The sequence below is a fragment of the Caldovatus sediminis genome (genome assembly GCF_014644455.1).
GTDB classification, from domain to species: Bacteria; Pseudomonadota; Alphaproteobacteria; order Acetobacterales; family Acetobacteraceae; genus Caldovatus; species Caldovatus sediminis.
The window spans coordinates 251,459-275,977 of record NZ_BMKS01000006.1 but is presented as its reverse complement, the minus strand read 5'-3'; the positions used below and the strand labels follow the sequence as shown (position 1 = coordinate 275,977).

Sequence of the window (24,519 nt, the reverse complement as noted above, 5' to 3'; positions counted from 1 at the left end):
GCAACATGCGGAACGACAGCCCGCTTCGCCTAACGTCGCCGCGCCGGCCGTGCTTGACCGCCGCGCGCGCCGCCCCCATCTCGGCCGCCGCGGAGGGGTCGTCGGCGGATGGACGTCTCGCGCTTCCTGATCGGGCTCGGGCTCGCGATCCTGCTCCTCGGCCTGCTGTGGCCGGCGCTGGCCAAGCTCGGCCTCGGCCGGCTGCCCGGCGACATCCTCATCCGCCGGGACGGCTTCACCTTCTACTTCCCGCTGGCGACCGGGCTGCTGGTGAGCGTGGTGCTGAGCCTGGTGCTCGGCCTGATCTTCTGGCTGACGCGGCGGTAGGGCGGGCCCCTCCTCCGCTCACTCCGCGCGGATGTTCGCGGCGCGGATGACCGGCTCGAGCAGGCTGCGCTCGCGCTCGATCAGCGCGGCGAATTGCGCGGGCGTGCCGCCGCCGAGGATCGCGCCCTGCTCGACGAGCCGCCCGCCGATCTCCGGCTCGCGCAGCGCGGCGGTCACCGCCGCCGCGATGCGTTCGACGATCGCGGGCGGGGTGCCGCTCGGGGCGACCAGGCCGAAGGCGGTGCCGAACACGAAGTCCAGCCCCTGCTCCGCCATGGTGGGGACCTCGGGCAGCTGCGGCAGGCGCCGCTCGGTCGCGACCGCCAGCGGGCGCACCGCGGCGCCGCGGATCTGGCCGAGGATGTTCGGCACGTTGTCGATCAGCATGTCGATCTGCCCGGCGACGAGGTCGGTCACCGCCGGCGCGGCGCCGCGGTAGGGCACGTGCTGGATGTCGGTGCCGGTGACGCGCTTGAACAGCTCGAGCGCGAGGTGGAGGCTGCTGCCCGGCCCCGCCGAGCCGGCGGTGAGCTGGCCGGGCCTCGCCTTCGCCTCGCCGATCACGTCCTGCACGGTGCGCCAGGGACGCGCGTTGGCGACGCACATCACCTTCGGCGTGGCGGCGAGCAGCACGATGGGCGCGAAGGCCGTCCGCGTGTCGTAGGGCATGCTGCGGTAGATGTACTGGTTCACCGCGATCGGCCCGAGCGAGCTCGCGAGCAGGGTGTGGCCGTCCGGCGCGGCCTTCGCGACGACGTCCGCGCCGATGTTGCCGCCGGCGCCGGCACGGTTCTCCACCACCACCGGCTGTCCGAGCGCCGCGCTGAGGTGCTGCGAGACGGCGCGGGCGAGGGTGTCCACCAGCCCGCCCGGCGGGAAGGGGACGACGACGCGGACCGGGCGCGTCGGCCAGGCGTCGCCCTGCGCGCCGAGGCGGCGGGGCACGGCGAGGGCGAGGCCGCCGACGGCGCCGAGGACGGCACGGCGGGGCGCTGGGGTCGTCTTGGGCATCTCGGATGGTTCCTCCCGGATCGGCCTGGCGTACGGCGCCTGCGGCGCCGCGCTCCAGGATGCGCCGGACGCCGGGCCGCGCGCCACGGTCCGCGGTCGCCGGCCGGCGCCGGGTCACGCCCTCTCGTAGAGGGTCGGGATCGCCGGATCCACGACGACGTCCACGAGCGCCGGCCCCTCGGCGCGGAAGGCCTCCGCCAGCGCCGCGTCCAGCTCCTCGGCGCGCGTCACCCGCACGCCGGGGCAGCCCATGCCGCGCGCCAGGCTCACGAAGTCGAGCCCGGGCAGGTCGATGCCCGGCGCGTCGCGCACCTGCAGCACCCGGCTGAAGGAGCGCAGGGCGCCGTAGCCGGCGTTGTTGATCACCACGACCGTCAGCGGCAACCGATGCTGCACGGCGGTCCACAGCGCCTGCGGCGAGTACATCATCGAACCGTCGCCGATCAGGCACAGGACGCGCCGGCCGGGCCGCGCCAGCGCGACGCCGACCGCGGCGGGGAGCGCGTAGCCGAGGCCGCCGCTCGCCATGGTGAGGAAGCTGCCCCAGCGCCGCATCGGCATCTGCGCCTGGATCGCCGGGCGGTGCGACGGCGCCTCCTCGACCAGGGTCGCGTCCTCCGGCAGCGCCGCGTGCAGCCGGTGCAGGAGGTAGGCGGCCGGGATGGGGTGGGCGGGCGACGGCGGCGCAGGGCGCGGGCGGGGCGGCGGGGGGGTGCGGCCGGCGGCTTCGGGCAGGGCCGCGGCCAGCGCCGGCAGGGCGAGGCGCAGGCTGCCGAGGATGCTCGTGCCCGCGGGGGCGGAGGCGGCGGCCTCCTCGTCCGTCGTCAGATGCAGGATCGGGATGCCGCTGCGGAAGATCGCGGCGTCGCCGCCGACATGGAAGGTGAAGACCGGCGCGCCCACCACCAGCACCAGGTCGTGCGGCAGGAGCGCGTCCGAGACCGCCTGCGGCGCGGCGGCGAGGAAGCCGGCGAACAGGGGATGGTCCTCCGGGAAGGAGAGCCGCGCGGAGAAGGGGCCGGCGAGGACCGGCGCGGCGATGCGCTCGGCCAGCGCCACCATCGCCTCGCCCGCCCCCTCCTCGTCCACCTCCGGGCCGACGACGAGCACGGGGCGCTTCGCCGCCGCGACGGCGCGCGCGGCGTCGGCGATCAGCGCCGGATCGGGCGCGACGTCCTGCGAGACGGCGCGCGCCGGCACGGGCCGGCAGGGCGCGGCCCAGTCGTCCGCGGGGATGGAGACGAAGGTGGGGCCGCGGGGGCGGCGCATCGCGACGTGATAGGCGTGGGCGATGGCGGCCGGCACGTCCTCGGCGCGCGCGGGCTCGATGCTGTACTTGACGTAGGGCCTGGGGAAGCTCGCCGCCTCGCTGGCGCCGAGGAAGGGCAGGTTCGGCAGCAGCGCGCGCGCCAGCTGGCCGGCGGTGATGACCAGCGGCGCGCGGTTGCGGTAGGCGGTGAAGACGTTGCCGAGCGCGTGGCCGACGCCGGCGGCCGAGTGCAGGTTGACGAAGGCCGCGTTGCCGGTGGCGCGCGCATGGCCGTCCGCCATCCCGACGACGGCCGCCTCCTGCAGGCCGAAGACGTAGCGGAAGTCCGCCGGCCAGCGGTCGAGGAACGGCAGTTCCGTCGAGCCGGGATTGCCGAACACGGTGGTCATGCCGAGGGAGCGGAGCAGCTCGATCACCGCTCCGCGGACCGTGGTCGTGGTCGCGCCCGCATTCTTCCGCGTCATCTGTGCCCTTCGCCTCGTGTGCCGGTCGCGGTGCCGCGACCCCGCGTTCCCGCGGGGCAGGATAGCCGCGAAGGCCCGGCTGCGCCCGCGCTTCCCGTCCGGGCCTCGCGCTCCGTTCCGGTCAGGCAGGGGGGCGCGGCGGCCGTTCGCCGATCAGCCCCTGCGGGCGGTACAGCAGGATCAGCTGCAGGGCGAGGCCGATCAGGAACAGGCGCACATAGGCCGCGCGCGTCGCGAGCTCGCCCGGGAGCTGGGCCGCGAGCCAGTCGGTCGCCGCCCACACGGCCCACACCGCCACCGCGCCGAGCACCGCGCCGAAGTTGTTGCCGGAGCCGCCCGCGATCAGCATCACCCAGACGAGGAAGGTGGTGGTGACCGGATCGAGCGCGTCCGGCCCCATGAACTTGAAGAAGTGCGCCAGCATCGCCCCGGCGAGCCCCATGCAGGCGGCCCCCAGGACGAAGGCCTGCAGGCGGAAGGCGGCCGGGTTCTTGCCCGCGGCCTTCGCGGCCTCCTCATCGTCGCGGATCGCGCGCAGCGTCCGTCCGAAGGGGCTGTGGGCCGTCGCCTGCGCGAGCGCGAACAGCGCCGCCACCATGGCGGCGACCAGCGCGAGGTAGGCGAGCTGCCCCCAGGGCTGGCCGAACGCCTCGAAAGGCCGCGGAATGCCGGGCACGCCGAGCGGACCGCCGGTCAGCCAGTCCTCGTTGCGGACGGCGAGGCGGAGGATCTCGGCGACGCCGAGCGTGGCGATCGCCAGGTAGTCGGCCCGCAGCCGCAGGCTGATCGCGCCGATCGGCAGCGCCAGCAGCGCCCCCGCGGCGGCGGCGAGCGGCCAGGCGGCCCACCACGGCCAGCCGAATCCGCCGAGGTGCTGCGCGCTCTCGCCCGCCGTCAGGATCGCCGAGGTGTAGGCGCCGACGGCGACGAAGCCGAGGCCGCCGAAGTTCATCAGGCCCGTCAGCCCCCACTGCAGGTTCAGCCCGACCGCCAGCGCCGCGTAGATGCCGGCGAGGGTGAGCATGGTCGCGACATACAGCGCCGCGGCTTCCATCAGCCGATCCCCCCGAACAGCCCCCGCGGGCGGAAGATCAGCGCCAGCACCAGCACGGCGAAGGCGACGCCGGTCTTGTAGGCGGGCTCGAGCAGCGGGGCGCCGGCGATGAACGGATAGGTCGCCAGCTCCTCCGCCAGCCCGAGCACCAGGCCGCCCAGCGCCGCGCCCCAGGGCCGGCCGATGCCGCCGAGGATGGCCGCGGCGAAGGCGGCAAGCAGCACGTGGAAGCCGAGTAGCGGCGTGAGCTCGGTGTCGATCGCGAGGAACACGCCGGCGATCGCCGCGAGCGCCGCGGCCACCGCCCAGGTGAGGCGGATGACCCCCCGCACCGGCACGCCGGTGACGCGGGCGAGATCCGGCTCGTCGGCCATCGCCCGCATGGCCCGTCCCGCCCGGGTGCGGGCGAGCAGCAGGTGCAGCGCCAGCGCCGCCAGCGCCGCGCCGGCCAGGATGAGGAGATGCCGCTGCTGGATGCGGACGGCGCCGAGCATGAGCGGCGGCGTCACGCCCCGCGCGTAGGTCCACGGCGTCGGGCCGAACACGAAGTACACGACCGCGCGCATCATCAGCGCCGCGCCGAAGCTGGAGATCAGCAGCACCGCCGGCGCCGCCCGCCGCAGCCGCGCGTAGAACGCGGCGTCCACCGCCCAGGCGACCGGGACGGTGGCCGCCACCGCCACGGGCAACGCCGCCCAGGGGCTGATCCCGAGCCCGGTCACGGCGACCAGCGCCGCATAGGCGCCCCACGTCATCAGGTCGCCATGGGCGAAGTTGGCGAAGCGCATGACGCCGTAGACCAGCGACAGGCCGGCCGCGGCGATCGCGTAGATCGCCCCGAGCACCAGGCCGGGGATCAGGTAGAAATTGACGAACTCCAGCACCGGCGCTCAGCCCCCCAGGAACAGGCGTCCGATCTCCGGATTGGCCAGCAGCGCCGCCCCCGTGTCCTCGGCCCGGTTGCGCCCCATCGCGAGCACGACGCCGCGGTCGGCCACGGCGAGGGCGGGCCGGGCATTCTGCTCGACCATCAGCACCGCCGCGCCGGAGGCGGCGATCTCCCTGATCTTCCCGAAGATCATGGCGCAGAACCGCGGCGACAGGCCCGCCGTCGGCTCGTCCAGCATGACGAGCCGCGGCTCCAGCATCAGGGCCCGGCCGATCGCCAGCATCTGCCGCTGCCCGCCGGAGAGGCTGCCGGCCGGCACGCGGCGCCTGGGCAGGAGATCGGGGAGGAGCGCATAGACCCGCTCGAGCCCCGCGGCGGTCGCGGAAGGGCGGACGAAGGCGCCCATCGCGAGGTTCTCCTCCACGGTCAGGCTGGGAAAGACGTTGCGTTCCTGCGGGACGTAGGCGAGGCCCCGGCCGACCAGCTCCTCCGCGGGACGGTTCGTGATGTCCGATCCGTCGAAGACGACGCGGCCCGCGCGCAGGGGAACCAGGCCGGCGACGGCCTTCAGCAGGGTGCTCTTCCCCGCCCCGTTGGGGCCGATGACCACGACCACCTGCCCGGCCGCGACGGTCAGGTCCGCGCCGTGGAGGATGTCGGCCTCCCCGTAGCCGCCGACGGCGCCGCGGACCTCGAGCAGGCTCATGGCGCGGCATCGGGGAGGAGCGCCATGCCGAGATAGGCCTCGGCCACGGCCGGGTCGGCCCGGACCTCGGCCATGCGGCCACTCGCGATGACGCGCCCTTCCGCCATGCAGTGCACGGGCTCGCAGAGTTCGGCGACGAGATCGAGGTCATGCTCGATCACGAGGAAGGTGATGCCGTCCTCGCGGTTCAGCCGGGCGATCGTCTCGGCGATGGCGCGGAGCAGCGTGCGGTTCACGCCGGCGGCGGGCTCGTCGAGCAGGATGAGGTCGGCCCCGCTCATCAGCGCCCGGCCGATCTCCAGCAGCTTCTTCTGCCCGCCGGAGAGGGCGGAGGCCGGCCGGTCGGCGTGCGCCGCGAGGTCCAGCCGCTCCAGCACCTGCATGGCGCGCCGGCGTAGCGCGCGCTCCTGCTCGCGGATCCGGCCGCGCGCGAACCACGGCAGCGGCAGGCGCTCGCCTTCCTGGCCGGGGGCGGCGACCGCGAGGTTCTCGGCGACCGTCAGTCGCGCGAACGGGCGCGGGATCTGGAAGGTGCGCACCAGGCCGGCGGCGTGCAGCCGCCAGGGCGGTGCGCCGGTCACGTCCCTGCCGCGCAGCAGCACGCGACCGCCGCCGGGCGGGAGGAACCCGGCGACGGTCGCGAACAGGGTGGACTTGCCGGCACCGTTCGGCCCGATCAGCCCCGTGATCGAGCCCTCCGGCACCGCCAGCGAGACGCCGTCGAGGGCGACGAAGCCGCCGAAGCGCTTCGTCAGCCCCTGCACCTCGAGCGCGGGCGGCGGGGCGGCCCCCGTCTGGGTGCTCACTCCGACACGTTGGCGATGGTGACGATGCGGCCGTCCTGGATCTCCCAGACCTCGATGCGCCCCTGCGCGTCGCCATGCTGGTTGAACTCGATCGGGCCGGACGCGCCCTCGTAATTGATCGCCGCGCCGCGCGCGAGGAGGTCGCGGGCGCGGGCGAACTCGCCCGGGCCCACAACCTCGCCGGGCGCGTTGGCGACCTCGCGGATCGCGGCGCGGATGGCGGCGCGCTCGGCCGAGCCGGCCCGCTGGATGGCGAGGGCGATCACGTAGGCGGCGTCGTAGGCCTGGGCCACGAAGGCCCCGCCCGGATCGAGGTTGGGATTGGCGCGGCGGAACGCGGCCTCGTACTTCGCGCGCTGCTCGGGCGTCGCGGCGCTGCCCGGGGCGGTGCCGATGCTGCCCGCGAGGGGGCGAGCGCCGACCGCCTCGACCACCGACTGGTCGCGCATGCCGTCGGTCAGGACGAAGCGGGTGAAGAAGGCGTTCTCGATCGCGTTCCGCAGGATGGTGTTGCCCCCCGAGGCCGGGTAGGCGATCAGCACCAGCGCCTGCGGGCCGCCGCGGCCGGCGAGGGTCTGCAGCTCGGCCCGGTAGGAGGGGCGGTTCTCCTCGAAGTTCTGCGAGGCGGTCACGGTGCCGCCGCGCGCCTGGAAGCTCGTCGAGAAGGCGTTCGCAAGCCCGCGCCCGTAGTCGTTGTTGATCGCCATGACGGCGGCCCGCTCGATCCCCCGCTCGCGCACCACCCGGGCCAGCACCTGGCCCTGCAGGTCGTCGGGGACGGCGGTGCGGAACACCGTGTCGTTGTCCTGGATCTGGCTGACCGCCGGCGCCGTGGCGGAGGGGGAGATGATGGGGACGCCGGCCGGCACCGTGACCGCATTGGCGACGGCGATGGTGATGCCGGAGGCCATCGGCCCGATGATGGCCGAGACGTTGTCGGCCTGGACGAGACGGGTCGCGACGGAGACCGCCACCTGCGGATTGGTCTGGTCGTCCGCCTCGACCAGCTGCAGGCGCCGGCCGCCCAGCAGCCCGCCGGCGGCGTTGACCTCCTCGAGCGCCAGCCCGATGCCGGCGCGGATGGGCGGGGTGAAGGCCGCGAGGCCTCCGGAGGCGGAGAGGATCGCGCCGATCCGCACCGGCTCGGATTGCGCCCGGCCGACGGCCGGCCAAGCGAGACCGCCGGCACCGAGAACGAGCGCGGCACGCCGTCCCAAAGCGAGCTGGATCATGATGCAACTCCCGGTCCGTTTCTCCCCTTCCGGTCCGGCACGCGCACGGGCGCGCCGTCGGACGGCCCCCGCTACATGGGCCCCTTCCGCGGTCGCACCAAGGACCGGCGGGCGTCGAGCCAGCGGCTCATCGGGTAGCACCGCGAAGGGCGCGCAGCCACTCTCTTCCGCCCGTCGAGAACGCCGGCCACCGGACCTCGCGTCCGGGGCCGGCGCGCCGGCTTGACCGCGATCAAGGCAGCCGCCGGCCGGTCCCGCCAGAAATGCCCGGCAAGGCAGGCGTGCGATCGGACCATCGAGGCAGGGCATGGACGGCAGCCGCGACAACGGGAACCCGGGCGAAGGCGGCGCCGGCCGGCCCGTCCCGGGCGTGACCGACATCGGCGGCCTCCTCGCCGCCCTTCGGCACCAGGTCGTCCTGTCCGACGAGGCGGACACCTGGGACGAGGTCGTGGCGTCCGGCGAGGTCCAGCTCGCGCTGCTCGCCGCGCTGGCGGAGGCGCGGCCGCGCACGCTGGCCGAGGCGGCGAGCAAGACCGAGTTCATCGTCGAGGCCGTGATCGAGGCCGCCGACGGCAGCATCGTGGAAGCCGAGGCGGCCGTCCTGCGCTCGCTGGCGCGCGACCTGCGGGCGCTGGATCGGGGCGGCGCGTGATCCCGGCCGGCGCGGCCGCGGGCCATTGCGCGCGTGCGATCATGGCGGCCCGTCGAACGTTCTCCCGAACCGCTCGAACCGCTCCCCCATCCGGGATCCCGTAGGGCCCGGCGCGGGCGGTCGAGGGCGGACCGGTCACCATCCGGGGGATCCGTCATGCGCCGCGGAATGCGGCGGAGGCCGGCGAGCCTGCCTGCCCCCCGCGCAACCCCGCCGCGCCAGGCCCGGCGCCCCCTGCGGTCGGCCGCTGCGTGCCCGGACGCCGCCGCATCGCCCGGCCGCGCGCCGCGTTGCTCGTTGCGGTGCGGCCTGGACCGCCACCCGGCAGCCGGCGAGGATGACCCGGAGGACGATCGGATGAGGGGGATCGCGGCGGCGGCAGTACTCGCGACCCTGGCGGCGCTTGCCGGGCCGGCCGCCGGCCAGGCGACGGTCGCCATCTCGTGCGGTGCGGTCGGGATGGAGTTCGCGCTGTGCCGGGAGGGCGCGGAGGCCTGGGCCCGGCAGACCGGCAACCGGGTCCGCATGGTCTCCACGCCCGGCAGCGCCACCGAGCGCCTGGCGCTCTACCAGCAGCTCCTCGCCGCGCGATCCGGCGACATCGACGTGTTGCAGATCGACGTGGTCTGGCCGGGCATCCTCGCCAACCACCTGGCCGACCTCTCCGGCCATGTCGGCCGGGAGACGCTCGACCAGCACTTCGCGGCGATCGTGCGGAACAACACGGTGGCTGGCCGGCTGGTCGCCATGCCCTGGTTCGCCAATGCCGGCCTGCTCTACTACCGCCGCGACCTGCTGGCCAAGTACGGGCGCCGCGTCCCCGAGACCTGGAAGGAGATGGCCGAGACGGCCCGCATCGTGATGGCCGGCGAGCGCGCCGCCGGCAATGACCGGATGTGGGGCTACGTCTTCCAGGGCCGCCCCTACGAGGGGCTGACCGTCAACGTCCTGGAGTGGCTGCACAGCCACGGCGCCGGCACGATCGTCGCGCCGGACGGCGCCATCACCGTCAACAACCCCCGTGCCGCCGCGGCGCTGGCCCGGGCTGCCTCCTGGGTCGGCACGATCGCGCCGCGCGGCGTGCTGAACTACGCCGAGGAGGAGGCCCGCGGCGTTTTCCAGTCGGGCAATGCCGTCTTCATGCGCAATTGGCCCTACGCCTGGGGCCTGGTCAACGCCGCGGACAGTCCGGTCGGCGGCGCCGTCGGCGTCGCCATGCTGCCCAGGGGCGGGCCGGAAGGCAGTCACGCCGCGGCGCTCGGCGGCGAGCAGCTCGCGGTGTCGCGGTACTCGCGCAGCCGCGAGGCGGCGATCGACCTGGTACGCCACCTGACCGGCCGGGCCGAGCAGAAGCGGCGCGCGATCGCCGGCGGCTTCAACCCGACGATCGAGGCGCTCTACCAGGACCCCGAGGTGCTGGCGGCGAACCCGTTCCTCCGCGAGCTCCACGGCGCCGTCGTCAACGCCGTGGCGCGACCGTCCGGCGTCGCCGGCGCGCGCTACAACCAAGTCTCGGCGGAGGTCTGGAACGCCGTCCACGCCGTCCTCTCCGGCCGGAGCGAGGCCGGGGCGGCGCTGCAGCGCCTGGAGCGCACGCTGGAACGGGTCAGCCGCGGCGGCCGGTGGCGGGGCCGGCCGTGACCGCCGCGACCGGACGCGGCCGCCGCGCCGCCCCGCCCGGCACCGCCGCCCGGCGCGGCTCCGACCTGGCGCGCCATCGCCGGCGCGCGGCCCGTCTGTTCCTGCTGCCGATGGCGGCGGTGCTGGCGCTGGTGGCGGGCTGGCCGCTGGTGCGCACGGTCTACTTCGCCTTCACCGACGCCACGCTGTACGACATCGAGTACCACGAGTTCGTCGGATTCCTGAACTTCTACTATCTCGCCACCGATCCGGACTGGTGGCGGTCGGTGTGGAACACGGTGTTCTTCGCCGTGGTCTCGGTCGGGCTGGAGACCGTCCTGGGCACGGTCGTCGCGCTGACCCTGAACGCGCAATTGCGGGGCCGCGGGCTGCTGCGCGCCGCCATGCTGATCCCCTGGGCGATCCCGACCGTGGTCTCCGCGCAGATGTGGGGCTGGATGCTGCACGACCAGTTCGGCGTCATCAACGAGCTGCTCGTGACGCTCGGCCTGATCGGCGAGCCCCGCGCCTGGGCCGCCGATCCGGGCCTCGCGATGTGGGCGGTGATCGCGGTGGATGTCTGGAAGACCACGCCGTTCATGGCGCTGCTGATCCTGGCCGCGCTGCAGCTGCTGCCGGACGAGCTGTACGAGGCCGCGGCGGTGGACGGCCTCGGCCCGGTCGGCAGCTTCTTCCGGATCACGCTGCCGCTGATCTGGCCGGCGATGATGGTGGCGATCATCTTCCGCACGCTGGACGCGCTGCGCGTGTTCGACCTGATGTACGTGCTGACCGGCAACAGCCGCGCGACGGCCTCGATGTCGGTCTATGCGCGCCAGCAGCTCGTCGATTTCCAGGACCTCGGCTACGGGTCGGCCGCCTCGACCCTCCTGTTCCTGATCATCGCCGCCGTGACGGTGGTCTGCATCACCGCCGGCAGGCTCAGGTTCGGCACCAGCGACGACTAGGAGCGGGCCATGCGCCGCCGCAGACTCCGCAGGACCATCGCCCGCGCGCTGCTCCACCTGCTGGTCGCGGCGATCGTCCTGTACGCGGTCTTCCCCTTCTACTGGGCCGTCGTCTCCTCGCTGAAGGCGGGCGGCGCCCTGTTCACCGTCGAGTTCATCCCGCGCGACCCGCATTGGGACAACTACGCCGCCCTGTTCCGCGAGCAGCCGTTCGGCCGGAACATCCTGAACTCGGTCCTGGTCGCCGGCTCGGTCGTGGCGCTGTCGCTGTTCCTCGCGGTGACCGCGGCCTACGCGCTGGGCCGGGTCCGTTTCCGCGGACGGAGCACGGTGCTGATGGCGGTCCTCGCGGTCTCGATGTTCCCGCAGGTGGCGGTGCTGTCGGGGATGTTCGAGCTGGTGCGCTGGCTCGGCCTCTACAACACCCTGTTCGCGCTCACGCTCAGCTACATGATCTTCACCCTGCCCTTCGCGGTCTGGGTGCTGACCGCCTTCATGCGCGAGATGCCGAAGGAGCTGGAGGAGGCCGCGGTGCTGGACGGGGCGACCCCCTGGATCATCGTCACGCGCGTGTTCCTGCCGCTGATGGGACCGGCGCTGGCGACCACCGGCCTGCTCGCCTTCATCGCCGCCTGGAACGAGTTCCTGTTCGCCCTGACCTTCACGCTGACCGACGAGAGGCGGACCGTTCCGGTCGCCATCGCGCTGATCACCGGGGCGAGCCGGTTCGAGCTGCCCTGGGGCCGCATCATGGCCGCGTCGGTGATCGTGACCGTGCCGCTGATCCTTCTGGTGCTGGTCTTCCAGCGCCGGATCGTCTCCGGGTTGACCGCCGGCGCCGTCAAGGGCTGACGGCGCGGGGCGTCCGGGCAGCAGGCGCGCCGCATCCCCCGGTCCCTGGCCCGGGCGCGGCGGGACTCGGCATGGCGCGCGCCCCCCGCCGATCAACCGGCGCGCCCGTGCGAGGAGCCACCGTTGCAGCGGCCCGTTCGTGCCGCAGATCGGCCGGGCGCGACTGGCACCCGCTCCGCCGCGTCCGGGCGCCGAGCCGCCCTCGGCGCCCTGCCGTCCCGCGCAACCGGCGGTCGTCAGATCCGCAGGTCGAGCAGCGACCCCCGCGGCAGCGGGTGGGCCGGCGGGTGCGGCGGCACCTCGTGCAGCACCCTCTGCGGCGCGGCGGAGGCCGGCGCGGGCACGGCAGGCGCCGCGCCGCGCCACGGCTGCAGGCCCGCGTTGCGCGTGACCTCGGCGGTGAAGGCGGCAAGCGAGTTCAGGCTGATCATGCGCAGGATCATCAGCCCGAGAGATGAAGGCCGGGTTGATGCGCCGCCGGCGCGACGCTGCCCCGCACCCGGCCGCCGACGGGACCGGATGGGGGAAGAGGCGACGCGGCGGCGCGGCCAGGCGATGCGCATGGCGCCGAGCATCGCCCGGCTCCGCGTTAACCTTCCAGCAACCTATGGCTGTGCCCGCGGGAAAGGGCCCGGCCCCGCCGCTCAGCGCGCCGGCGGCGACGCCTCCAGCGCCGCCACGCCCGGCAGGGTCTTTCCCTCCAGCCACTCGAGGAACGCTCCGCCCGCAGTCGAGACGTAGCTCAGCCGGTCCAGCACTTCCGCATGGCGCAGCGCCGAGACCGTGTCGCCGCCGCCGGCGATGGACTTCAGCGCGCCGGACTGCGTCAGCGCCGCCACCGTCTGCGCCACCGCGACCGTCGCGGCGTCGAAGGGAGGCGTCTCGAAGGCGCCGAGCGGGCCGTTCCAGACCAGCGTCGAGGCCCGGCGCAGCCGCGCCTCGATCGCCGCCACCGTCTCGGGGCCGAGGTCGAGCGCCATCATGTCCGCCGGGATCGCGTCCGCCGGCACGGTGCGGGTCGGCGCATCCGGCCGCAGCTCGGCCGCGACCACCAGGTCGAGCGGCAGCACCACCTCGCAATTGGCGGCGCGCGCCTCCTCCAGGATGCGGCGGGCGGTGCCGTGCATCTCCGCCTCCTGGAGCGAGCGGCCCACCGGCCTGCCCTGCGCGGCGAGGAAGGTGTTGGCCATCGCGCCGCCGATCACCAGCACCTCCACCCTGCGCGAGAGGTTGCCGAGCAGGTCGAGCTTGGTCGAGACCTTGGCGCCGCCGACGATCGCCACCACCGGCCGCGCCGGGTTGCCGAGCGCGGCGTCCAGCGCCTCCAGCTCCGCCTGCATCAGCCGCCCCGCATAGGCGGGCAGCAGCCGCGCCACGCCCTCGGTGCTGGCGTGCGCGCGGTGGGCGGCGGAGAAGGCGTCGTTCACGTAGACATCGGCGAGCCGGGCAAGCGCCTTCGCCATCTCCGGGTCGTTCTTCTCCTCCCCGGGATGGAAGCGCGTGTTCTCGAGCAGCAGCACCTCGCCGTCCCTGAGCGCCGCGACCGCCGTCTCGGCCGCCGGCCCGACGCAGTCGTCGGCCCAGGCGACGGGGCGGTGCAGCGCGGCGGCGAGCGCCTCGACCAGCGGCCGGAGCGACATCTCCGGCACGCGCCGGCCCTTGGGCCGGTCGAAATGGCTGATCACCACCACCCGCGCCCCCTTGTCGGCGAGCTCGCGGATCGTCGGCGTCAGGCGCTCGATCCGGGTGCGGTCGGTGATGGCGCCGTCCTTGACCGGCACGTTGAGGTCGGCGCGCAGCAGGACCCGCTTCCCCCGCGGGTCGCCGAGCTGGTCCAGCGTGCGGAAGCGGGCCATGCGCGTCGTTCCTCCCCGTCAGCCGAGCCGCCCGAGCAGCGCGGCGGTGTCGGACATGCGGTTGGAGAAGCCCCACTCGTTGTCGTACCAGCCCATGACGCGGACCATGCCGCCGCCGTCCACGCTCTGGGTCTGCGTCGCGTCGAAGGTGCAGCTCGCGGGGTTGTGGTTGAAGTCCACCGAGACGAGCGGGGCGGTGTTGTAGGCCAGGATCCCCTTCAGCGCGCCCTCCGCGGCCTCCTTCATCGCCGCGTTCACCTGCTCCTTCGTCACCCCCTCGGTCCGCAGGTTCACGTCGAGCGAGACGAGCGAGACGTTCGGCGTCGGGATGCGGATCGCGGTGCCGTCGAGCTTGCCCTTCAGCTCCGGCAGCACGAGGCCGACCGCGCGCGCCGCGCCGGTCGTCGTCGGGATCGCCGAGACGGCGGCGGCGCGCGCCCGGTGCAGGTCCTTGTGCAGCGTGTCCACGGTGTTCTGGTCGCCGGTGTAGGCGTGCACCGTCACCATGTAGCCGCGCAGGATGCCGAACCGCTCGTGCAGCACCTTGGCCATCGGCGCGAGGCAGTTGGTGGTGCAGGAGGCGTTGGAGACGACCGTCATCTCCTTCGTCAGCACCTGGTGGTTGACGCCGTAGACGACGGTCGCGTCCACCCCGTCGGCGGGGGCGGAGATCAGCACCTTGCGCGCGCCTGCGGCGAGCAGGGCGGAGGCCTTCTCCTTCGAGGTGAAGAGGCCGGTGCACTCCATCGCCACGTCCACGCCCTTGAGCGGCAGCTTCGCCGGGTCGCGCTCCGCCGTGACGTGGATCGGGCCCCAGGTGCGGCCACCGGCGCGGATCGTGATGGTGTCGCCCTCGACCGTCACCTCGCCGGGGAAGCGGCCGTGGACGCTGTCGTAGCGGAACAGGTGCGCGTTCGCCTCGACCGAGCCGAGGTCGTTGATGGCGACGAACTCGAGGTCGTCGCGCCCGCTCTCGACGGCGGCGCGCAGCACCAGGCGCCCGATGCGCCCGAACCCGTTGATCGCGACCTTCACGGCCATGCCTGGTTCTCCTTCCCGGTCAGACGTTCAGGCGGCGCTTCACCGCCGCGACCACCGCCTCGGCGGTGATGCCGAAGTGGCGGAACAGGTCCTCGGCCGGCGCCGAGGCGCCGAAGCCGGTCATGCCGATGAACACGCCCCCGGGCCCGATCCACCGCTCCCAGCCGAGGCCGACCGCCGCCTCCACGCCCACCCGCAACGCGTCACCGAGCACCTGGTCGCGGTAGCCCGCATCCTGGGCGGCGAAGATCTCCCAGCAGGGCAGCGACACGACGGCGGTGGGGATGCCCGCGGCCTCCAGCGACTCGCGCGCCGCGAGCGCGAGGTGGACCTCGCTGCCGGTGGCGATCAGGGTGGCGCGGCGCGCGCCGCTCGCCTCCGCCAGCACGTAGCCGCCGCGGGCGCAGCGGTTCTCGCCCGCCTCGCCGCGCACCGCCGGGACGTTCTGCCGCGTCAGCGCCAGCACCGAGGGGCCGTCGGCGCGGCGCAGCGCCAGTTCCCAGCACTCCGCGGTCTCGATCGCGTCGGCGGGGCGGAAGACGAACAGGTTCGGCATGGCGCGCAGCGAGGCCAGGTGCTCGACCGGCTGATGCGTCGGCCCGTCCTCGCCGAGGCCGATGGAATCGTGGGTGAGGACGTGGATCACCCGCTGGCGCATCAGCGCCGCAAGCCGGATCGCGGGGCGCATGTAGTCGGAGAAGACGAGGAAGGTGCCGCCGTAGGGGATCAAACCCCCGTGCAGCGCCATCCCGTTCATCGCCGCCGCCATGCCGTGCTCGCGCACGCCCCAGTGGACGTAGCGCCCGGCGTAGCTGCCCGGCGCGACCGGGGCCATGCCCTTCGCCAGCGTCCCGACCGAGCCCGTCAGGTCCGCCGAGCCGCCGACGAGCTCCGGCACCGCCGGCACCAGCGCCTCCAGCGTCCGCTGCGAGGCGACGCGCGTCGCGAGCTTCGGCTTCTCCTCCGCCTGGCGCGCGCGCAGCGCCGCGAGCGGCTCGTGCCAGCCCTCCGGCAGGCGCCCGGCGAGGGCGCGCTCGAATTCGTCCCTCTGCGGGTGCCTGGCGAGCCGCTTCAGCCAGGACCGCCGCGCCCCCGCGCCGCGCCGGCCGGCGGCCTCCCAGCGCGCCCTGAGGTCCTCGGGCACGACGAAGGGCGGGTGCTGCCAGCCGAGCGCCCGCTTCGCCGCCGCCGCCTCCTCCGCCCCGAGCGGGGAGCCGTGGGTCGCGGCGGTGCCCGCCTTGGTCGGCGCGCCGAAGCCGATGATGGTGCGGCAGGCGATCAGGGTCGGCTTGCGGTTGCGCACCGCCCAGGAGAGCGCCGCCGCCACCTCGGCGTGGTCGTGCCCGTCCACCCGCCGCACCGCCCAGCCGGAGGCGGCGAAGCGCCGGAGCTGGTCGTCCGAGACCGCGAGCTCGGTGCTGCCGTCGATCGAGATCGCGTTGTCGTCGAACAGCACCGTGAGCTTGTTCAGCTTCAGGTGGCCGGCGAGCGAGATCGCCTCGTGGCTGATCCCCTCCATCAGGTCGCCGTCGGAGGCGATCACCCAGGTGCGGTGGTCCACCAGCGAGCGCCCGAAGCGCGCGGCGAGCATCCGCTCGGCGAGCGCCATGCCGACCGCGGTGGCGAGGCCCTGGCCGAGCGGGCCGGTGGTGGTCTCGATCGCCGGATGCTCGCCGTATTCCGGGTGCCCGGCGCAGGGGGAGTGGAGCTGGCGGAAGCGCCGCAGCTCCTCGATCCCCATCCCGGCATGGCCGGTGAGGTGGAGCAGGGCGTAGAGCAGCATCGAGCCGTGGCCGGCGCTGAGCACGAAGCGGTCGCGGTCGGGCCAGCGCGGATCGGCGGCGTCGTACTTGAGGAAGCGCGTGAACAGCACCGTCGCCGCGTCGGCCATGCCCATCGGCATGCCGGGATGGCCGGACCTCGCCCCCTCCACCGCGTCGATCGCGAGGGCGCGGACCGCATCGGCCATGCGCCGCTCCTCCGTGGCGGGGCGGGCGAGGATCGCCGCCTGGGCGGCGAGCGCCGGAGGGGGCGCGTCGAGGACGGCGGCGGCGGAGCTGGCCAAGTTTCGTGGTCCTAGGAGGAGAAGCCCGCGACCGTATTAGAGAGGCGGCCCCGCATGGGCAACCTGCGGCCGGGCGGCCGGCGGGCGCCGTCGTCCGGCGCGGCCGCTCCGGCAGGCGGTCCGGACGCCGCGGCGGCAACGCGCGGCGGCGCGACGCGGTGGCGATGCGCGGTCCGGATCGCTAGGTTCGTGCCATGGTTCGCCACGAGTCCGCCGACGCCCCGCCTGCGGCCGTCGAGCCCGCCGCCCTGCGCGACGGGCTGCCGCCCATGCCAGGCGGGCCGCCGCACGAGGAAACCCACTTCGCCGCCGGCCAGACCGTGCGCGATCTGGCCATCGGCGCCGCCGACGGCGTGATCGTGCCCTTCGCCCTGGCCGCCGGGCTCGCCGGCGTGGCGGCGTCCAACCGGCTGATCGCCACCGCGGGCCTCGCCGCGACCGCGGCGGGCTGCGTCGCGATCGGCCTCGGCCGCTACCTCGCCGCGCGCACCGAGGCCGACCACTACGCCACCGAACGCCGGCGCGAGGAGAAGGAGACCCACCTCTACCCCGACCGCGAGAAGTGGGAGGTCGCGGCGATCCTCCACCGTTACGGCGTCAAGGGCGAGGTGCTGCACCAGGCCGTGGACGCGATCGCCGCCGAGCGGCGGAAGTGGGTCGACTTCATGATGCGGTTCGAGCTCGACCTGACCGAGCCCGAGCCGGGCCGCGCCGCGCGGGCCGCAACGGCGGCCGGGGCGGCCTGCGCGGCGGGCGGGCTGGTCCCGCTCCTGCCCTACATGGTGCTGGCGGAGACGCGCCCGGCGCTGCTCGCCTCCTGCGCGGTCGCCGGCGCGGCGCTGCTCGGCTTCGGCTGGCTGAAGGCGAAGGCGACCGGGATGCCGGCGCTGCGCGGGGCGGTGCAGACGCTGCTGATCGGCGGCCTGGCGGCGGCGGCGGCGTTCGTGGTGGCGCAGGCGGCGGGGGGATAGGGCGGATCGCGGACCGCTCGATACGGCCGAGGCCTGCCCGACGAACCGCGGGCGAGCGCGGCCGGGCGGAAGCGGCCCCGGGCGCGGCCGGTCAGTCCAGTCCCAGCAGCCCGCGCGCGAAGTCCCGCGCCTCGAAGGGCCGCAGGTCTCCGGCCCTCTCCCCCACCCCCACGAAGTGCACGGGCAGGCCGACTTCCTGCGCCAGCGCCACCACCACGCCACCCTTCGCGCTGCCGTCGAGCTTGGTGACGGCGAGGCCGGTCACGTCCACCATCTCCTTGAACACCTTGCACTGCTGGAGGGCATTCTGCCCGGTGGTGGCGTCGAGGGTCAGCAGCACCGAGTGCGGCGCCTCGGGATCGAGGCGCTTCAGCACGCGCACGATCTTGCGCAGCTCCTCCATCAGCGCCGCCTTGTTGTGCAGCCGCCCGGCGGTGTCCACGAGCAGCACCTCGGTCCCCGCCTCCTTCGCCGCCTTCAGCGCGTCGAAGGCGAGGCCGGCGGCGTCCGCTCCCGGCCTGGCCGGCGCATAGACCGGGCAGCCCACGCGCTCGCCCCAGATCTGCAGCTGCTCGACCGCCGCGGCGCGGAAGGTGTCGCCGGCGACGAAGGCGACCGAGAGCCCCTGCTCGCGGTACTGCTGGCCGAGCTTGGCGATGGTCGTGGTCTTGCCGGTGCCGTTGACGCCGACCACCAGCACCACGTGCGGCCGGCGGCGGGGCTCGATCGGCATCGGCCGCGCCACGGGGGCGAGGATCGCGGCGATCTCCTCGGCGAGCGCCGCCTTCACCTCCTCCTCCGTCACCTCCTTGCCGAAACGCGTGCGGCGGAAGCCCTCCACGATGCGCCGCGCGGCGGCGACGCCCAGGTCGGCGGCGATCAGCGTCTCCTCGAGCTCCTCCAGCGCCTCGTCGTCGAGCCGGCGCTTGCGGAAGAGGGTGGTGATGCCCTCGGTGAGCCGCGCGGTGGACCGGGCGAGACCGGCCTTGAGCCGGCTCAGCCAGCCGCCGCGGGAGGGCCCGGCGGGCGCGGGCTCCGCCGGGGCCTCGGCCGGCCCCGGCGAGGGGGCGCCCCCCTCGGGCTCGGTGCGGGCGAGCGCCTCGCGCGGCGCCGCGTCGTCCTCGGGCGGCGACACCGCCTCGGCCAGCGGCGGCGCCTCGGGCGGGGCCGGCTCGGGCGGCCGTCCGGGAGGCGCAGTGACCGGCGCGGGCGGCGGCTGCTCCTCCGCCTCCGGCGGAGGCTGGCCCGCGCGGCCGCGCAACCGCTCGATCCAACCCTTCAGCGCCATTCCGCCACCTCGTCGCTGCGCCGCGCCATGACGTCAGGCCGCGGCCTCCGCCAGCAGGCCCTCGTCCGTCGCCGCCACCACGCGCAGGCGCCGCAGCTCCCCCGGCGCGCCCGCGGACGCGCCGGGCGCCGCCACGCGGATCGGCGCGAACTGCTCGGTGCGGCCGCGGTCCTCGCGCTCGAGCAGCACGCTCTCCTCGCGCCCCACCCGCCCCGCGTAGAAGCGCCGCGCGGCGCGGGCGCCGGCCTCGCGCAGCCGCGCCGCGCGCTCGCGCCGCAGCGCCCTCGGCAGTTGCGGCATCCGCGCCGCCGGCGTGCCGGGGCGCTCGGAATAGGGGAAGACGTGCAGGAAGGTGAGGCCCGCCTCCTCCACCAGGTCGAGCGTCTGCGCGAAATGGTCCTCGGTCTCGGTCGGGAAGCCGGCGATCAGGTCGGCGCCGAAGGCGATCTCCGGCCGCAGGCTCCGGGCGCGGCGGACGAAGGCGAGCGCGTCGCCGCGCAGGTGCCGCCGCCGCATGCGCTTGAGGATCAGGTCGGCGCCGTGCTGCAGCGAGAGGTGCAGGTGCGGCATCAGCCGCGGCTCCTCCGCGATCAGGCGCCAGAGGTCCGGGTCCACCTCCACCGGGTCGAGGGAGGAGAGGCGGAGCCGCGGCAGCTCCGGCACCAGGCGCAGCAGGCGGCGGCAGAGCTGGCCGAGCGTCGGCCGGCCCGGCAGGTCGGGGCCGTAGCTCGTGATGTCCACCCCGGTCAGCACCACCTCGCGGCAGCCGCCCCGCACCAGCGCCCGCACCTGCTCCACCACCGCCCCCGCCGGGACGCTGCGCGAGGGGCCGCGGCCGAAGGGGATGACGCAGAAGGTGCAGCGGTGGTCGCAGCCCTGCTGCACCTGCACGAAGGCGCGGGCGCGGCCGGCGAACTCGGTGACGAGGTGCGCCGCCGTCTCGCGCGCCGCCATGATGTCGGCGACGGGCGCGGGCGGCGCGTCGAGGCGCGCCCAGGTCTCCGGCCGCAGCTTCTCGGCGTTGCCGATCACGCGCGCCACGCCGGGCAGCGCGGCCCAGTCCGCGGGGCGGATCTGGGCGGCGCAGCCGGTGACGAGGATGCGCGCCCCCGGGTTCTCGCGATGTGCCTTGCGGATCGCCTGCCGCGCCTGGCGCTCGGCCTCGGCGGTGACGGCGCAGGTGTTGACGACGATCGTCCCCGCGCCGTGCCCGGCGGCGGTCGCCAGCGCGCGCATCGCCTCGGATTCGTAGGTGTTCAGCCGGCAGCCGAAGGTCAGCAGCCGCACGCCGGAGGCGGCCTCGCCGCAGGACTGCGCGGAGGCGGTGCTCATGCCGGATAGGCCGCGAGGTCGAGCTGGCCGACGAAGGCGGTGGCGACCGGGCCGGTCATCAGCACGTGCCCGTCCGAGGCCCGCCACTCGATGCCGAGCTCGCCCCCCGGCAGCGCGACCGTGGCGCGCCGTCCGGCGAGGCCGCGCCGGTGGGCGTTGACCAGCGCCGCGCAGGCGCCGGAGCCGCAGGCGAGCGTCATGCCCGCGCCGCGTTCCCACACCACGAGCCGCAGGCGGTCCGGCGCCAGCACCTGGGCGAAGCCGATGTTGGCGCGCTCGGGGAAGAGCGGGTGCCGTTCCAGAAGCGGGCCGAGCGCGGCGACCGGGATCGCGTCGAGATCGGGGACGAAGAAGGTGGCGTGCGGATTGCCCATCGAGCAGGCGGCGGGAGACTCCACCGGCCCTTCGGCAAGGGGCAGGTGGAGCGTGTCCGTCGCCTCGGCCAGCGGCACCGCGCGCCAGTCGAGGCGCGGCGCGCCCATGTCCACGGTGACGCTGCCGTCGGGATGGACCTCCGCGGACAGGTCGCCGGCGATGGTCCGCACGGTCACCTGCCGGCGCCCGGTCTCGGCGGCGATCAGGGCGGCGACGCAGCGGGTGGCGTTGCCGCAGGCCCCGGCCTCGGAGCCGTCCGGGTTGCGGATGCGCATGAACACGTCGGCGCCGTCCCCGGCGGGCTCGAGCGAAATGATCTGGTCGCAGCCGACGCCGCGCCGCCGGTCGGCCAGCGCCGCGGCGCGCGCCGGGGTCAGGCGGAGCGGGGCGGACCGCTCGTCCAGCACGACGAAGTCGTTGCCGAGCCCGTGCATCTTGCGGAAGGGGAGCATGGCCGGGCGTCATATGCGCCGGTTCCGTGCGCGATCCAAGGGTTGGGGGCGGGGACGCGGCGCCCCGTCGCGGGTTTCCGGGGCGGCGCCGGCCGCCTGCCGCCCGCCCCGCGGCACCCCGCCGTCCCCTGCCGGGCCACGGGGCTTGCGCGCCGGCGTCCCGGCCGCGCAGTGGAACACCCGCGGGCCTGGCGCTTTCGGAAGACGGGAACCCGACCCGTGAACGCGCCGCGCCCGAACCCGCCATCCCGCACCGGCCCGCCCCGGGCGATCGCGCCGCGGCGCGCGCGGACGCCGCCTCCCCCGGGCGGACCCGACGCCATCGCCGGCGCCTTCGCGCGACGGCCGGGGATCGCGGTGCGCCGACCGGGAACCGCCGGCCGTGAAACGGGCCCCGGCGCGTCCGATCTCCGCGTCACCGGGCGGTGCGCCGCCCGGCAGGAGGAGCCCCACGCGATGCCCGACCCCGCAGCGCCGCCGATCCCGCGTGCGACCTACCGCCTGCAGTTCCGCGCCGGGTTCGGCTTCGACGACGCGGCGGCGCTCGCGCCCTGCCTCGCGCGGCTCGGCGTCAGCCACGTCTACGCCTCGCCCTTCCTCAAGGCCCGCTCGGGCAGCGCGCACGGCTACGACATCGTGGACCACAACCGGCTCAGCCCCGAGCTCGGCGGCGAGGCCGCGTTCCGGCGCATGGCGGAGGCGTTCCGGGCGAACCGGCTCGGGCTGGTGCTCGATTTCGTGCCCAACCACATGGGCGTCGGCGGCGCCGAGAACCCGTGGTGGCTCGACGTGCTCGAATGGGGCCCGGACTCCGACCATGCGGGCTGGTTCGACATCGACTGGGATCCGGAGCGGCGCCACCTGGCCGGAAAGCTGCTCGTGCCCCTGCTCGGCGACCACTATGGAGCGGTGCTGGAGGCGGGCCAGCTCGCGCTGCGCTTCGACCCCGAGGCCGGCAGCTTCGCCGTCTGGGCCTACGGCACGCACAAGCTGCCGGTCTGCCCGCTGCACTACGCGCGCGTGCTGGGCGACGCGCACCCGGCGCTCGAGCGCATCGGCGACGCCTTCGCTGGCCTGCCCGCCTGGCGGCCCTACGTTGCGCGCAGGGCGCGCGAGCTCCAGGCGGAGCTCGCCGCGCTCGCCCGCGATCACGCCGGGGTGCGCGAGGCGGTGGAGGCGGCCGTCGCGCGCCTCAACGGCGAGCCGGGCCGGCTCGACACCTGGCGCGGCCTCGACGCGCTGATCCGGGACCAGCACTGGCGCGTCGCGCATTTCCGCGTGGCCGCGGACGACATCAACTACCGCCGCTTCTTCAACGTCAACGAGCTGGCCGGCCTGCGGATGGAGCTGCCGGAGCTGTTCGAGCGCACGCACCGGCTGGTGTTCGACCTGCTGCGCGACGGCACCCTCGACGGGCTGCGCATCGACCACGTGGACGGGCTGCTCGACCCGAAGGGCTACCTGATGCGGCTGCGGGCCCGCGCGCCGCGGCCCTTCTACCTGGTCGTCGAGAAGATCCTCGCCCACGACGAGCCGCTGCGCGAGGACTGGCCCGTCGAGGGCACCACCGGATACGAGTTCGCGAACCTGGTGCTCGGCCTGCTCGTGGACCCCGCCGGCGAGGAGGGCTTCACCCGATGCCACGCGGAGTTCACCGGCACCGCCCGCCCCTTCGACGCGGTCGTCCGCGAGAGCAAGCTCCACGTCATGCGGAGCGAGATGGCGGGCGAGCTGGACGCCCTGGCCCGCGACGCCGCGCGCGTCGCCCGGCAGAACCCCCGCACGGCGGACTTCACGCACGCCGTCCTGCGCCGGGCGCTGCGCGAGGTCGTCGCGCGCTTCGCGGTCTATCGCACCTACGTGGACGGCGCCGCGGCGCCGGCCGAGGCCGACCGCCGCGGCATCGGCCGGGCGGTGGCGCAGGCGCGGCAGGCCGGAACCGGCGTGGACCCGGGGGCCTTCGACTTCCTGCACCGCCTGCTGACCACGGACCTGGTCGCGCAGCCGCGCAGCGGCTACAGCCGCCACGCCGTGGTGCGCTGCGCCATGCGGGTGCAGCAGTACAGCGGGCCGGTGATGGCCAAGGGCCTCGAGGACACCGCCTTCTACCGCTACACCCGCTTCGTCGCGCTGAACGAGGTGGGCGGCCATCCCGACCGGTTCGGCGTTCCGCTCGCGGAGTTCCACGCGGCGAACGCGGAGCGGGCGCGGCGCTGGCCGCACGCGATGCTGGGCACCTCCACCCACGACACCAAGCGCGGCGAGGACGCGCGCGCGCGCCTCGCGGTCCTGTCGGAGATGCCCGGGGAATGGGCCCGGCAGGTCGGGGCCTGGAGCCGCACCCTGCGCGCCCGCCGGGGCGACGCGGACCGGGCCGCGCCGCCGGACCGCAACGACGAGTACCTGCTCTACCAGCTCCTGCTCGGCGCCTGGCCGGCGGAGCTGACCGGCCTCCCGGCGTTGCCGGAGCCGGGCGCCGTCCGCGCCTTCGCCGGGCGCGTCGAGGGCGCGATGGTGAAGTCCGTGCGCGAGGCGAAGGTCCGATCCGACTGGGCGTCGCCCGACGCGGCCTATGAGGACGCCGTGCGGGCCTTCGTCCGCGACGCGCTCGACACCTCGCGGCCGGACGCGTTCCTCGACGCCTTCCTCCCGTTCCAGGCGCGTGTGGCGCGGCTCGGCGTGCGCAACAGCCTGGCGCAGACCGCGCTGAAGCTGACCGTCCCCGGCGTGCCCGACATCTATCAGGGCGCCGAGCTCTGGGACCTCAGCCTGGTGGATCCCGACAACCGCCGTCCGGTGGACCACGCCCTCCGCGCGCGGCTGCTCGACGAGGTGTCGTCGGCGCTGGCGCGGGACCGCCGCGCGGCGCTGGCGCGAATGCTGGACGCGTGGCAGGACGGCCGCATCAAGCTCGCCGTCATCGCCACCCTCCTGGCCTTCCGCCGCGGGCGTCCGGCGCTCTTCGCGCAGGGCGGCTATCAGGCGCTCGGCGCCGAGGGCCGCAAGGCGGACCACCTCTGCTCGTTCCTCCGCCGCCACGGGGAGGACGCGCTGCTGGTTGCGGCGGCGCGCTTCCCGGCCCGGCTCGCGGCCGATCCCGACTGGGCCGGCACCAGGATCGTCTGGCCGCGGGACGCGGCCCCCGCGGCGACGCGCTGGCGGGACCTCCTGACCGGGCGGACGATCGAGGCCGGCGACGGCGGGCTGCAGGCGGCGGCGATCCTGGACGACCTGTCCGTCGCGGCGCTCGTGCCCGATCGCCCCGCGAGGTGACGGCCGCCGGGC

General features: G+C 75.1%; 21 protein-coding genes. 7 read left to right on the top strand and 14 right to left on the bottom strand.

Annotated features, from left to right (window positions below; genetic code table 11):
- Window positions 1–108: 108 nt before the first annotated feature.
- Entirely contained in the window at window positions 109–327 is a 219-nt protein-coding gene (locus IEX99_RS12310; RefSeq protein ID WP_188900621.1) for a DUF2905 domain-containing protein, read from the top strand.
- Window positions 328–345: 18 nt separating this feature from the next.
- Here IEX99_RS12310 and IEX99_RS12305 read toward each other — a convergent pair whose 3' ends face one another.
- The 7 genes from IEX99_RS12305 to IEX99_RS12275 all read right to left on the bottom strand — a co-directional run bounded on the left by IEX99_RS12305 (window position 346) and on the right by IEX99_RS12275 (window position 7,759).
- Window positions 346–1,338 (bottom strand): Bug family tripartite tricarboxylate transporter substrate binding protein, encoded by a 993-nt coding sequence (locus tag IEX99_RS12305; RefSeq protein ID WP_188900619.1) that lies wholly within the window; start codon window positions 1,336–1,338, stop codon window positions 346–348.
- A 114-nt stretch (window positions 1,339–1,452) separates the two neighbouring features.
- On the bottom strand, window positions 1,453–3,072 hold the full coding sequence (mdlC, locus tag IEX99_RS12300; RefSeq protein WP_188900617.1) for a benzoylformate decarboxylase: 1,620 nt from the start codon (window positions 3,070–3,072) through the stop codon (window positions 1,453–1,455).
- 121 nt (window positions 3,073–3,193) lie between these two features.
- The gene (locus IEX99_RS12295) at window positions 3,194–4,126 is read right to left on the bottom strand and encodes a branched-chain amino acid ABC transporter permease (RefSeq protein WP_188900615.1); all 933 of its coding nucleotides are present in this window, start codon (window positions 4,124–4,126) and stop codon (window positions 3,194–3,196) included.
- A complete protein-coding gene (locus tag IEX99_RS12290; protein WP_188900613.1) occupies window positions 4,126–5,010 on the bottom strand; it encodes a branched-chain amino acid ABC transporter permease in 885 nt (294 codons plus the stop codon). The genes IEX99_RS12295 and IEX99_RS12290 overlap by 1 nt, the downstream gene beginning before the upstream one ends.
- Window positions 5,011–5,016: 6 nt before the next feature.
- The gene (locus IEX99_RS12285) at window positions 5,017–5,721 is read right to left on the bottom strand and encodes an ABC transporter ATP-binding protein (protein ID WP_188900611.1); all 705 of its coding nucleotides are present in this window, start codon (window positions 5,719–5,721) and stop codon (window positions 5,017–5,019) included.
- Complete coding sequence (locus IEX99_RS12280) at window positions 5,718–6,527, bottom strand: ABC transporter ATP-binding protein (RefSeq protein ID WP_188900609.1); 810 nt, start codon at window positions 6,525–6,527, stop codon at window positions 5,718–5,720. The genes IEX99_RS12285 and IEX99_RS12280 overlap by 4 nt, the downstream gene beginning before the upstream one ends.
- Entirely contained in the window at window positions 6,524–7,759 is a 1,236-nt protein-coding gene (locus tag IEX99_RS12275) for an ABC transporter substrate-binding protein (RefSeq protein WP_188900607.1), read from the bottom strand. The genes IEX99_RS12280 and IEX99_RS12275 overlap by 4 nt, the downstream gene beginning before the upstream one ends.
- A 307-nt stretch (window positions 7,760–8,066) precedes the next feature.
- On the opposite strand from IEX99_RS12275, the gene IEX99_RS12270 reads away from it, so the two are divergent.
- From IEX99_RS12270 to IEX99_RS12255, 4 genes are all read left to right on the top strand, one after another.
- Complete coding sequence (locus IEX99_RS12270; RefSeq protein ID WP_188900605.1) at window positions 8,067–8,414, top strand: hypothetical protein; 348 nt, start codon at window positions 8,067–8,069, stop codon at window positions 8,412–8,414.
- Between the two features lie 357 nt (window positions 8,415–8,771).
- Window positions 8,772–10,055 (top strand): ABC transporter substrate-binding protein, encoded by a 1,284-nt coding sequence (locus IEX99_RS12265; protein WP_188900603.1) that lies wholly within the window; start codon window positions 8,772–8,774, stop codon window positions 10,053–10,055.
- On the top strand, window positions 10,052–11,002 hold the full coding sequence (locus IEX99_RS12260) for a carbohydrate ABC transporter permease (protein WP_308421490.1): 951 nt from the start codon (window positions 10,052–10,054) through the stop codon (window positions 11,000–11,002). Before IEX99_RS12265 ends, IEX99_RS12260 begins: the two co-directional genes overlap by 4 nt.
- A 9-nt stretch (window positions 11,003–11,011) precedes the next feature.
- Window positions 11,012–11,854 carry a carbohydrate ABC transporter permease gene (locus IEX99_RS12255; RefSeq protein WP_188900601.1) on the top strand — a complete coding sequence of 281 codons (843 nt, stop codon included), beginning with the start codon at window positions 11,012–11,014 and terminating at the stop codon, window positions 11,852–11,854.
- Window positions 11,855–12,090: 236 nt separating this feature from the next.
- Here the strand turns inward: IEX99_RS12255 and IEX99_RS12250 are convergent, their stop codons facing one another.
- The 4 genes from IEX99_RS12250 to tkt all read right to left on the bottom strand — a co-directional run bounded on the left by IEX99_RS12250 (window position 12,091) and on the right by tkt (window position 16,816).
- Window positions 12,091–12,285 carry a hypothetical protein gene (locus IEX99_RS12250; protein WP_188900599.1) on the bottom strand — a complete coding sequence of 65 codons (195 nt, stop codon included), beginning with the start codon at window positions 12,283–12,285 and terminating at the stop codon, window positions 12,091–12,093.
- Window positions 12,286–12,498: 213 nt separating this feature from the next.
- Window positions 12,499–13,710, bottom strand: a complete 1,212-nt coding sequence (locus tag IEX99_RS12245; RefSeq protein ID WP_188900597.1) for a phosphoglycerate kinase — start codon at window positions 13,708–13,710, stop codon at window positions 12,499–12,501.
- Between the two features lie 18 nt (window positions 13,711–13,728).
- Window positions 13,729–14,751, bottom strand: a complete 1,023-nt coding sequence (gene gap / locus IEX99_RS12240; protein ID WP_188900595.1) for a type I glyceraldehyde-3-phosphate dehydrogenase — start codon at window positions 14,749–14,751, stop codon at window positions 13,729–13,731.
- A gap of 19 nt (window positions 14,752–14,770) precedes the next feature.
- The gene (gene tkt / locus IEX99_RS12235) at window positions 14,771–16,816 is read right to left on the bottom strand and encodes a transketolase (RefSeq protein ID WP_188900593.1); all 2,046 of its coding nucleotides are present in this window, start codon (window positions 16,814–16,816) and stop codon (window positions 14,771–14,773) included.
- Between the two features lie 194 nt (window positions 16,817–17,010).
- Between tkt and IEX99_RS12230 the strand changes: the two genes are divergently transcribed.
- Entirely contained in the window at window positions 17,011–17,787 is a 777-nt protein-coding gene (locus IEX99_RS12230; RefSeq protein WP_229677980.1) for a VIT1/CCC1 transporter family protein, read from the top strand.
- Window positions 17,788–17,878: 91 nt separating this feature from the next.
- Here the strand turns inward: IEX99_RS12230 and ftsY are convergent, their stop codons facing one another.
- The 3 genes from ftsY to dapF form a co-directional block, all read right to left on the bottom strand.
- Window positions 17,879–18,787: a signal recognition particle-docking protein FtsY gene (gene ftsY, locus IEX99_RS12225; RefSeq protein ID WP_229677991.1), complete on the bottom strand. Its 909-nt coding sequence runs from the start codon at window positions 18,785–18,787 to the stop codon at window positions 17,879–17,881.
- A gap of 321 nt (window positions 18,788–19,108) precedes the next feature.
- Entirely contained in the window at window positions 19,109–20,407 is a 1,299-nt protein-coding gene (gene mtaB, locus IEX99_RS12220) for a tRNA (N(6)-L-threonylcarbamoyladenosine(37)-C(2))-methylthiotransferase MtaB (protein ID WP_188900589.1), read from the bottom strand.
- The gene (gene dapF / locus IEX99_RS12215; protein ID WP_188900587.1) at window positions 20,404–21,234 is read right to left on the bottom strand and encodes a diaminopimelate epimerase; all 831 of its coding nucleotides are present in this window, start codon (window positions 21,232–21,234) and stop codon (window positions 20,404–20,406) included. The genes mtaB and dapF overlap by 4 nt, the downstream gene beginning before the upstream one ends.
- Before the next feature lie 456 nt (window positions 21,235–21,690).
- Here dapF and treY point away from each other — a divergent pair, with 456 nt between their 5' ends.
- Window positions 21,691–24,507, top strand: coding sequence for a malto-oligosyltrehalose synthase (treY, locus tag IEX99_RS12210; RefSeq protein WP_188900585.1), 2,817 nt, complete (start codon window positions 21,691–21,693; stop codon window positions 24,505–24,507).
- The last annotated feature ends 12 nt before the right edge of the window (window positions 24,508–24,519 follow it).

Bases quoted from the DNA above. Each gene is read 5' to 3' on its own strand.
- IEX99_RS12305 (WP_188900619.1), bottom strand. From the start codon at position 1,338: ATGCCCAAGACGACCCCAGCGCCCCGCCGTGCCGTCCTCGGCGCCGTC.
- IEX99_RS12245 (WP_188900597.1), bottom strand. From the start codon at position 13,710: ATGGCCCGCTTCCGCACGCTGGACCAGCTCGGCGACCCGCGGGGGAAG.
- mtaB (WP_188900589.1), bottom strand. From the start codon at position 20,407: ATGAGCACCGCCTCCGCGCAGTCCTGCGGCGAGGCCGCCTCCGGCGTG.
- IEX99_RS12275 (WP_188900607.1), bottom strand. From the start codon at position 7,759: ATGATCCAGCTCGCTTTGGGACGGCGTGCCGCGCTCGTTCTCGGTGCC.
- IEX99_RS12250 (WP_188900599.1), bottom strand. From the start codon at position 12,285: ATGATCAGCCTGAACTCGCTTGCCGCCTTCACCGCCGAGGTCACGCGC.
- IEX99_RS12230 (WP_229677980.1), top strand. From the start codon at position 17,011: ATGGTTCGCCACGAGTCCGCCGACGCCCCGCCTGCGGCCGTCGAGCCC.
- IEX99_RS12310 (WP_188900621.1), top strand. From the start codon at position 109: ATGGACGTCTCGCGCTTCCTGATCGGGCTCGGGCTCGCGATCCTGCTC.
- dapF (WP_188900587.1), bottom strand. From the start codon at position 21,234: ATGCTCCCCTTCCGCAAGATGCACGGGCTCGGCAACGACTTCGTCGTG.
- treY (WP_188900585.1), top strand. From the start codon at position 21,691: ATGCCCGACCCCGCAGCGCCGCCGATCCCGCGTGCGACCTACCGCCTG.
- IEX99_RS12295 (WP_188900615.1), bottom strand. From the start codon at position 4,126: ATGGAAGCCGCGGCGCTGTATGTCGCGACCATGCTCACCCTCGCCGGC.
- IEX99_RS12265 (WP_188900603.1), top strand. From the start codon at position 8,772: ATGAGGGGGATCGCGGCGGCGGCAGTACTCGCGACCCTGGCGGCGCTT.
- IEX99_RS12270 (WP_188900605.1), top strand. From the start codon at position 8,067: ATGGACGGCAGCCGCGACAACGGGAACCCGGGCGAAGGCGGCGCCGGC.
- IEX99_RS12255 (WP_188900601.1), top strand. From the start codon at position 11,012: ATGCGCCGCCGCAGACTCCGCAGGACCATCGCCCGCGCGCTGCTCCAC.
- gap (WP_188900595.1), bottom strand. From the start codon at position 14,751: ATGGCCGTGAAGGTCGCGATCAACGGGTTCGGGCGCATCGGGCGCCTG.
- IEX99_RS12285 (WP_188900611.1), bottom strand. From the start codon at position 5,721: ATGAGCCTGCTCGAGGTCCGCGGCGCCGTCGGCGGCTACGGGGAGGCC.
- mdlC (WP_188900617.1), bottom strand. From the start codon at position 3,072: ATGACGCGGAAGAATGCGGGCGCGACCACGACCACGGTCCGCGGAGCG.